Raw genomic sequence first — 8,640 nt, forward strand, 5'->3', positions numbered from 1 at the left:
CCATGCCAAAGAAAAGTGTTTTATATCTATTGTTATTTGTGTTTGCTATCATGAAAGTTAGTGGGCAAGAGGAGAGTCCGTTTGTATCATACGACGTTCCTGCCCAGAACTTATTGAAGTATAACCGATTTTTGATTAACCCAACGTTTTCAACGGTTAGGGAAGATAAATCTTACATTAACTTGTTACACCGAAACCAATCGGTACAATTTGATGATAACAATCAAAACTATTTCTTAAGCTATAGTGGTCGTATCAGTGATAGAACGGGGCTTGGTCTAAGTCTATATTCACAAAGAGAAGGTACACTTAGTAACTTTGGCGTACTTGCAAATTACGCTTATGGTATTAAACTGAACGATAAGAGCAATTTTACTTTCGGTGCAAATGTATCTTACTATCAAAGCGGATTTGATAACGGTAGAGCTTCAACGGTAGAAGAAGATCCTTTCTTGGCCGGTTTACAAGATCAAAGCCTATTGTCTTTTCAACCTGGTTTCAACCTTTCATATGGCAAGTTCGATGTGGGTATGTTCGCAGAAAACCTTTTTGATTATAACTTAAAGAACAGTGAATCCGTTACCGATTTTAAAGACAAAACATACTCGGCACACTTACAATATACCCATCAGTTTGAAAATCAAAATGGAATTTTTGAACAAGCCAGGTTAATGCCTTTGGCAAGGGTTAGAAAAGTCGGTGAAGAAGATGTTACCCTTGGCGGTAGTTTAATTCTTGATCTTCCTAAATTAGGATGGATCCAAGGTGGGTACGACAGTTTTTATGGTGCTGCGGCAGGCGTTGGTTTTAACCTTAATGAAAGAATATCATTAGGCTATACAATGGAAAAAGGATTGTCCAATAATTTTGACAATTTTGGCCTTACTCATGAAATTTCTGTTGCTTATTCATTTACACCTAACCTTACCGAAGACAGGGTAATGTTAGAAGATGATTTTGAGGATGATTTGGTACAGAATGATGAAGAACCAGAGAATATTGCTACCAATGAAGAAATTGAAGAACTAAAGATGAAATTGGCAGAGAACGATGCCATCATTGAAGAACTAATGTTCCGTCAAGATTCTTTGGAAGCTATTCGCCAATCTGATCTAGAAAGACGTTTTGCCATGGTAATGCGTATGGTGCGTAATGAGACGAACGGAGAGAGACCAGATTTGGAACAAAGAGCTAAAGCGCTTTTCTTAGATGAAGAAAGCAATACTCAGGTTGCTTCTAACTACAATCCAAGCAATTCCGGTGCTGCTGATAGTCAAAACCAAGCGGTTAATGAAAGTCAACAAGATAGAGTCGTTGTTGCGGCTAATCAACAAAACAATCCTGTAGTTGAAAGACAAACCGTTGCCGAATCTAATACTGCCGATAATTCAACATCAAATCGTAATTATCAGACTCAAGTTCAACCAAAAGATGCGGTTGTGGCTAATAGAAGAACGACAAATACTGCACCCGCAGCTACTACCGAAGTTGCTCAAGATGCTGTTAAAAGTAGAAGATTCAAGAATTTGCCAGATGTAACCGATGGATATTATGTTGTTGCCAATGTTTACAAAGGTGGGCATTATATGAATAATTTTATTGATGACCTTAATGAAAAGGGAATCCAAGCCGATTACATCGATAATCCTAATACGGGATTAAAATATGTGTATCTACAACGATTTGAAACCTTTGAAGATGCGGTTGCCGCTCATGATTCTAAATTCAATGGAGCATATGACGGTGCCATGTGGATAATGAACGTTGATAATAGGTATTCTAATGAGGCGTACGCCAGCAATGTAAACAAACTAAAAGAGAAATCTTCAAAGTATGATTCTAATGTGCTTACATCTAACGAAGTGGTTAGAGACAATGTTGAATCCAGAGATGTTGATTCAAGATCTTACGTAATAGAAGGTGCCGGTTCTGGTTATTATCTTATAGCGAACGTATTTGCAAACCCTAACAATGCTAAAAAGTTTGTAGCCCTATTAAATTCATTTGGGTTAAGTGCCAGTTACTTTATTAACCCAAAGAACAATTACAGATATGTGTATCTTAAAAAGCACGACTCATGGACAAATGCGCTTATATCCTATTATTCGAAGCTAAACGATGCTTATGATGATAAGATGTGGATTATGCGGGTCAACCAAGAACAAATGGCTTAGAACAGCTATATGAGTTAAACGTATAAAAAGAGACCTTGTCAAAGTTGACAAGGTCTCTTTTTATATAAAATGGATGTAATTGAACAATTTAAACAAAGCGTAATATCAATATTTTAACTTGCGCATAAGTTCTTCCTTTCTTCTAACCGCAACCTCTATTTTCGTTTGATCTATTAAAGTTATATATCCACCTTTTCCTTTCGTGTAAGTATCAATATATTCCAAGTTAATTAAATGTGATTTATGAGTTCTAAAAAAGCAATCTTCATCTAGTATGTCTTCAAAGTACTTTATGCTTTTTGAGGCGGTAATTTTTTTCTTTGTCGAAGTAAAAATATGAGTATAGTTTACATCAGATTGAAACCGTACAATATCATGAGTATCCAACATCTGAAAGCCTTCTATTGTTGGTATAGCAATTTTTTTTAAAGATTCCCTATTTTCAATATTTTGTAATAGAATGTCAATTTTATTAGATGTATCCTTTAAACTTTTTTGTTGTCTAAGTTTTTGTAAAGCAGATATAAAATCTGATTTATCAATAGGTTTCAATAGATAGTCCAGTGCTGAAAACTTAAAAGCCTTTAAAGCATAACTGTCGTAAGATGTAGTAAAAATTATTTCAAAATCGATAGTTGACAATTGCTTTAATAAATTGAATCCTGTATCATTTCCAATCTGTATATCCAAGAATATAATATCAGGAAATCCACGTTCTATTTCTAATTTTGCAATTTCAACAGTAGGACATCTTGCCAAAACATGTATATCTTTTCCTAATTCCTGGATCAGGCTATCTAATCTATTTATACAATGTTGCTCATCATCTATGATTATAGCTTTAAGCATAGTCAATTAAAATTTGGATTCAAAAGGTAGTCTGATTTCTACACGGACCCCTTCGTTTTTATCAATAAATTTAAGTGATCCTTCAGTATTCTTTAGATGGTTTATTATATCAATTCTATTACTTGTTATTTTCACCCCATATGATTTTTCTTTTATGGTCTGGTTCAAGCTTTTGGAACTACCTACACCATTATCATCTACGTAACATACAAGTATATTTTTATCAGGTTTAATGTCAATGTCTATTTGTCCAATTCCTTTTTTGGGTGCTACACCGTGCCAAATGCTATTTTCTATGAAAGGCTGTAAAATAAGTGGTGGAATTAAAGTATTATCGATATCAATGGACTTGTGAACAGAAATAGAAGATTTAAGTTCCTTTTCTAATCTCAATGTTTCCAATTCTATATAAAGTTCCATAAGCTTTAAATCTTCCTTTAAGGTAATCCGTTTTTTTTCTGAGTTTTCTAGGATTGATCTAGTCAATTTGGAAAATTTTATTAAATAATCATTCGCTTGTTTAATATCTTTTTTTGAGATAAAATCACTAATTGAGTTTAAGGAATTAAAAATAAAATGAGGATTCATTTGTGAACGTAGCGCTTTTAATTCCGTTTCTGCTACCTGAGCATTAAATTCTGCTATTTTCTTTTTTTCTAGTGCATCTCGTCTACGTTTATAAAAGAAATACCCCAACGCACCAAAAAATAAGAGAAAGATAGAACCTATGAGATAAGTATTTTTTACCAAACGTTCTCTTTTAATTTCTTCTTCTGAAATTGCCAATTGGTGCTCCATTTTATACTGCATCTCTTTTCGTGTCAACTCCGATTTTTTTTCTTCACTGAGCACACTATCTCTAAGTAAAATATATTTCTTGTAGGCGCTAAGAGCTCTGTTCATATCGCCCTGTTTTTCATAAGTATTGCTTAGCACGCTCCATGAATCTGCTTCCCATTCTACGGCACCAATTTCTTTTGATATAGAAAGGGCACGATTTGCATATTCTTTAGCTTGTGAATTTTGATTTAAGAGTGAATTAATTTTACCAATACTGTTTAGTGAAGATGCCTCAATATATTTGTTATTAATTAGATGTGCTAGGTCAATTGCCTTATGGTAATTGTCCAATGCCATTTCATATTTACCTACATTTTTTTGTGCCAATGCGAGGTTGTTGGTAATAGCTGCCATGAATAGGTTATTATTCTCTAGCTTGGCCAGTCTTAAAGCTTTTTCCAAATTTGAAATTCCTTTTTCGTAATTCTTAGAATCATTGTATATAATGCCTATATTGGAGAGGGCTTTAATTTCATCTGAACGGCTACCAAACGTTTGAGCAGTCTTTAAATACTCATAATAATTTTCTAGAGCTTTATCATATGCCTTTAGATCTGCATATATATTGCCAATGTTGCTCAATAAGCTAGATTTTAATTGCCTATCGGTTATATTTTCGCTCAACACTAAGGCATTTTGATAACTATCCAATGCGTTAAGATTATCCGCCAACACATAATAAAGGTTTCCTTTTTGCCGTAACCCCAAAATTTCACCTTCTATCCATTTTTTACTTTTAGAAATTTTAATTGATTCATCAATTAATGGAAAAGCTTCTTTGGGGTTAGAATAGGTCATTTCAGAAACTAAATGTATTAAAAGCTCCGCTCTAACCGTATCTTTTTTAGAGTGCTTGAGTAACTCATTTTTTAAAGAATCTATAACGTTGGTTTGTGAATATGAATAGAAGGCAAAGATTAAAATAATTGAAAGACAAATATATTTTCTTATGGAATTGAGCATGCTAATTGGTTGGTTTACTCAAATTTAAACTTTTTGTAGAATGCAGATGTGGTCAATCAGAGGTTTACGAATATTTTAATATTTGATACGGTAAAATCGTAAATGTGTACGTAGAATAATTATTTATAGTAGAAATCGGATGTATTGGGTAGTTTAGAAATAACCAAACCATTAAATACAATTGACTTATGAATGATACTATTAAAAATTTACTTTGCTTCTCAAGTTTGCTTCTCATTTTTTGTTGTGGAACTGAGAATGATATGCAAGATATAGTTCCTATTAATGAGACCACCGGCACTATAATACTATCAGGTGTAGAAACATCTGAATTAGGAACAGCTTTGAGTATAGGGAATATTGAGGTTGCAAATACTGCTTTAACTGGAACAGATAAATCTGTTATATTATTGTCAGATAATATTTCTGTATCAGATAATGAATTTGTTTACGATGATGACCAAAACGGATTTGTAATTGTAGCTGCCGATTTTTCTGCTGGAGGTTCTACTAGTGTTGAAAAAACAATTTCTATGACCATTGTAAAAAACGGAGTAGAGTATAGACATGCTTGTTCAACGCCCAACCTAAATATTTTTACCGATTGTGGTGAAAATTTTAGAATTGATTTTGACGGTAACACTGTTATTTTTGACAATACCACTGTAATTAATACTGATAATGATTCTATTTTGACTTTGGATGGAACAGTTACGTGGAACTGAAGAAATTAAGGGAAGAATTAAAGTAAAGACAATTTAGTAAACTTATATGAAACCCGTTTCTGATCTCATAATATTTACATATTCGCAAGAAAACATCAATTTGGTAATTTATAAAGGCGAAGGCCAAACACAGCACTTGAAAACATTGCCTATTGCCAATCTAAACAATTAATTTATGAAACATATCGTATTTATATTCATTGTATGTTCGGGACTTCTATCCGTTTTTGGGCAGGGAAAAGAAAAGTTATATAGAGCTCCTTCTCCCAATTTCATAGATCTGTCACTCCAGACGCATAAAGGTAAATTGCGTTTTGGTATACAAGATGAGTATTATTTAAAATCGGATGGCAGTTTCGTAAAGCCAAGTGAGGCATCGTATGTGAATATAGACAAACGATTTAGTCACAACAATGCTAGCAGACATGCTTTTTTAGAACTTTTAAAGATCAGGTTTAAAGAAGAGATGTTTGCGGCTATGGACTTGAATTATTTTACCGAGCGAACCAATTCAATGTTTGAAGAAGATTTAATGAGCCATACCGCTCAGCAACATACTTTGGCCCTTGCCAACTCACTCACCACCAACAAGCAGGCAATGAGCTATTTCTGTAATCAAAAAGAAGATTCGGATTGTATATCGAAATTTCCACAAGAGGGATACTACAACGAGCCCAGAAACTTACGTCCATGGGGCGGCAGAGGAGCCACCGAGTTTCAGCAACTAAGGGCCTATACTGGTTTTGTCAAGAACGAATTGTCCAAGATAGTAGAATGGGGAAGTACGTTGCTTCCAGACAATATACTTAAGGGTTACTATGTAACACGGACCCATTTGGGGAAATATGATTTTAAAGCCGAAGGGTTTTGGTTGATAACACATCAATTTTACAATCAAGGATTTTTGTTAAAATGGTATGGATTACAGCCGAGCAATTCGGCAGAAAGAAAATTAATGCACCCTAACGGTGCCTCCATATTATTGAAAATGTCGCCTGAGAAAGCCGAAACCTTTTCGGAAAAAGTACAGCAGGTGTACTTGGTATTTGATGTGACCGGAAAGTTGAACGGACTCGAAAGTTATAGGGCTGACCAATTAAAAACTACATTCACTTTGAATTCTTCGATAATTGAAATCTATTCAGATGACGGTTTGACCAATAAGGTCGGTGAAATTGATATTAATACTATGGAGACCAAAACTAGATAACAAATGATGAGATCCAAAAATATAAGGTCGATCCTATTTATCATGTTCGAAACAATGGTTTTCTTGAAACCGATTTCAACGAACGCCCAATTTCTCAAGAAATTGAAAATGAACCTTGAAGTTAAAGCCGAGGAGGCGGCCAACAATACCACGGACGATATTTTGAACGGTCAAAACGATAAAACCACGACCTACCCTGTTGCAATATCTCCCTCCAACGATGGAGGCGCTACCACCGCTTCTTACAAACCATCTAAGGACACGAATGTTATTGATATGGATCAAGAAGTATTGCGATTCTCGGCCCCATCCAAAGATTTCCGGGATATAGTGATTCAATCCCATAAGGGGATACCAAGATATGGACAGTTACATTTCAAGAGAAATACACATAAACTGATTACTAATAAGGCTTATAAGGCTCTTTTGGAGATGCGGTTTTTAAAGGAAACATTCAACGATATGGATCGTTCAAAGCTTACTAAAAATCAAAATTCAACAGGAGGACTGAGCAAAAAGAATTCGGAATTTGCCCAAAATCATGTAAGGATCTTGGCAGGGGAAACGCTATCCGACGATAAATTGAAAGATTATTTTTGTGATACCGAACTAGCATCGACCTGTAATTTCTATAATCCGTCAGGAGAGCGGATAAATGTTTCCTATTGGGGGGGCATTGGTAACAATGAGTTTGCCCAGAACCGTAGTTATACCGGTTTTGTGAAGAATTATTTCAATACTCTTAAAGATTGGAGTCAGACCTTATATGCCGATGGTAGCGAGGTTGCGTATTATGTGGTAAAGGGTCTGGTGGCCGAAAAATATGATTTTAAAGAAAAAGGCTATTGGATAGGAAATCTATTTTCCATCGGAGGGGATTACATACTTGATCATTCCAATTTTTTGCCCTACACCGAGAACGAGAAAGCGATAAAGCACCAACGCAAAAAAATATTTTTACCTATAGATGCCCAAAAGGCCGAGAATTATAGATTAATTCCAAGGTCACCGGTTTTTGTAGTGTTCAAAGTGCGGGTAAATCCAAAACCCTATAATTCGACCTCTGTAATTTGGGAATACGAACTGGAGAGTCCGATTCTTGAATTTTACAAAGATGTGGACCTTACCGATATTATGGGCGAGGTGGATATAAATACTGCAAATCTTAAACAATGATCAAAATGGGGAATATTAGGGTACTTATAATAATCATGGGGGAGTATTGTTTATCATGTTGTTCAAGGTCAATGTGCTGATTCTTAAAAAGCTGTATCAGCAAGCCAAGAAAAAGCTTAGGACAATACCATTAAAGAGATAATTATTTCTGTTAATGAAGGCAACCAAAAGGAAAAAGTGGGCACTACAGTATCGCAAACGGTAGAAAACCATCAAGATATGTCTTCATTGCATAGTGCCGAACAGCAATCGAAAACCACATTAGGCAAATCAGATTATTTGATGTACAAATCTCCAGATACCGACTTAAAAGATATTGTTATACAAAAAAACACAAAGAGCTTTCCCATTTTAGGAACGTAGATTTCTATATAAAACGAGACAACCCCCAACAGATATATCTTTTAAAGGTGGAGGTGGTCAAAAGAAACTTCAATGGCTCGGACTATATAGGTTTGCCCATTTGGTAAGTATCCAAATGTTATAAGAGCATCTTTAGGTGATGAATTAGACCGCACTTACCCAACAGACCAAAAGGTAAAATCATCATACAAGAGGTCAAAACCAGTCAGCTTGTCGTAAAAGACATTAAAAAGTTTGCCTTAGATATGTAAACCAATGTCTTAAAAAGGGAATATTTTATAAACGATTGGAGCGGAATCATAAAACGTATCTTTTTAAGAGTATGGGAGGGATGCTGGTG

General features: G+C 34.8%; 7 protein-coding genes. 5 read left to right on the forward strand and 2 right to left on the reverse strand.

The window, feature by feature from the left end; genetic code table 11:
• Nucleotides 1–2 precede the first annotated feature (2 nt).
• Nucleotides 3–2,174 (forward strand): PorP/SprF family type IX secretion system membrane protein, encoded by a 2,172-nt coding sequence (locus tag EXIGUO8A_RS07265; RefSeq protein ID WP_159302587.1) that lies wholly within the window; start codon nucleotides 3–5, stop codon nucleotides 2,172–2,174.
• Between the two features lie 105 nt (nucleotides 2,175–2,279).
• Here the strand turns inward: EXIGUO8A_RS07265 and EXIGUO8A_RS07270 are convergent, their stop codons facing one another.
• Nucleotides 2,280–3,023, reverse strand: coding sequence for a LytR/AlgR family response regulator transcription factor (locus EXIGUO8A_RS07270; RefSeq protein ID WP_159302588.1), 744 nt, complete (start codon nucleotides 3,021–3,023; stop codon nucleotides 2,280–2,282).
• 6 nt (nucleotides 3,024–3,029) lie between these two features.
• Complete coding sequence (locus EXIGUO8A_RS07275; protein WP_159302589.1) at nucleotides 3,030–4,826, reverse strand: tetratricopeptide repeat-containing sensor histidine kinase; 1,797 nt, start codon at nucleotides 4,824–4,826, stop codon at nucleotides 3,030–3,032.
• A 263-nt stretch (nucleotides 4,827–5,089) separates the two neighbouring features.
• Between EXIGUO8A_RS07275 and EXIGUO8A_RS07280 the strand changes: the two genes are divergently transcribed.
• From EXIGUO8A_RS07280 to EXIGUO8A_RS07295, 4 genes are all read left to right on the forward strand, one after another.
• A complete protein-coding gene (locus tag EXIGUO8A_RS07280; RefSeq protein WP_159302590.1) occupies nucleotides 5,090–5,551 on the forward strand; it encodes a hypothetical protein in 462 nt (153 codons plus the stop codon).
• A gap of 175 nt (nucleotides 5,552–5,726) precedes the next feature.
• Entirely contained in the window at nucleotides 5,727–6,761 is a 1,035-nt protein-coding gene (locus EXIGUO8A_RS07285; protein ID WP_159302591.1) for a hypothetical protein, read from the forward strand.
• Between the two features lie 108 nt (nucleotides 6,762–6,869).
• Nucleotides 6,870–7,937, forward strand: coding sequence for a hypothetical protein (locus EXIGUO8A_RS07290; protein ID WP_159302592.1), 1,068 nt, complete (start codon nucleotides 6,870–6,872; stop codon nucleotides 7,935–7,937).
• Nucleotides 7,938–8,114: 177 nt separating this feature from the next.
• On the forward strand, nucleotides 8,115–8,300 hold the full coding sequence (locus tag EXIGUO8A_RS07295) for a hypothetical protein (protein WP_159302593.1): 186 nt from the start codon (nucleotides 8,115–8,117) through the stop codon (nucleotides 8,298–8,300).
• The last annotated feature ends 340 nt before the right edge of the window (nucleotides 8,301–8,640 follow it).

This window comes from Maribacter litoralis (assembly GCF_902506355.1).
GTDB lineage: Bacteria > Bacteroidota > Bacteroidia > Flavobacteriales > Flavobacteriaceae > Maribacter > Maribacter litoralis.

What these genes read in the sequence shown, in the direction of transcription:
- EXIGUO8A_RS07270 (WP_159302588.1), bottom strand. Translation starts at nt 3,023, where the DNA reads ATGCTTAAAGCTATAATCATAGATGATGAGCAACATTGTATAAATAGA.
- EXIGUO8A_RS07280 (WP_159302590.1), top strand. Translation starts at nt 5,090, where the DNA reads ATGCAAGATATAGTTCCTATTAATGAGACCACCGGCACTATAATACTA.
- EXIGUO8A_RS07285 (WP_159302591.1), top strand. Translation starts at nt 5,727, where the DNA reads ATGAAACATATCGTATTTATATTCATTGTATGTTCGGGACTTCTATCC.
- EXIGUO8A_RS07265 (WP_159302587.1), top strand. Translation starts at nt 3, where the DNA reads ATGCCAAAGAAAAGTGTTTTATATCTATTGTTATTTGTGTTTGCTATC.
- EXIGUO8A_RS07275 (WP_159302589.1), bottom strand. Translation starts at nt 4,826, where the DNA reads ATGCTCAATTCCATAAGAAAATATATTTGTCTTTCAATTATTTTAATC.
- EXIGUO8A_RS07290 (WP_159302592.1), top strand. Translation starts at nt 6,870, where the DNA reads ATGAACCTTGAAGTTAAAGCCGAGGAGGCGGCCAACAATACCACGGAC.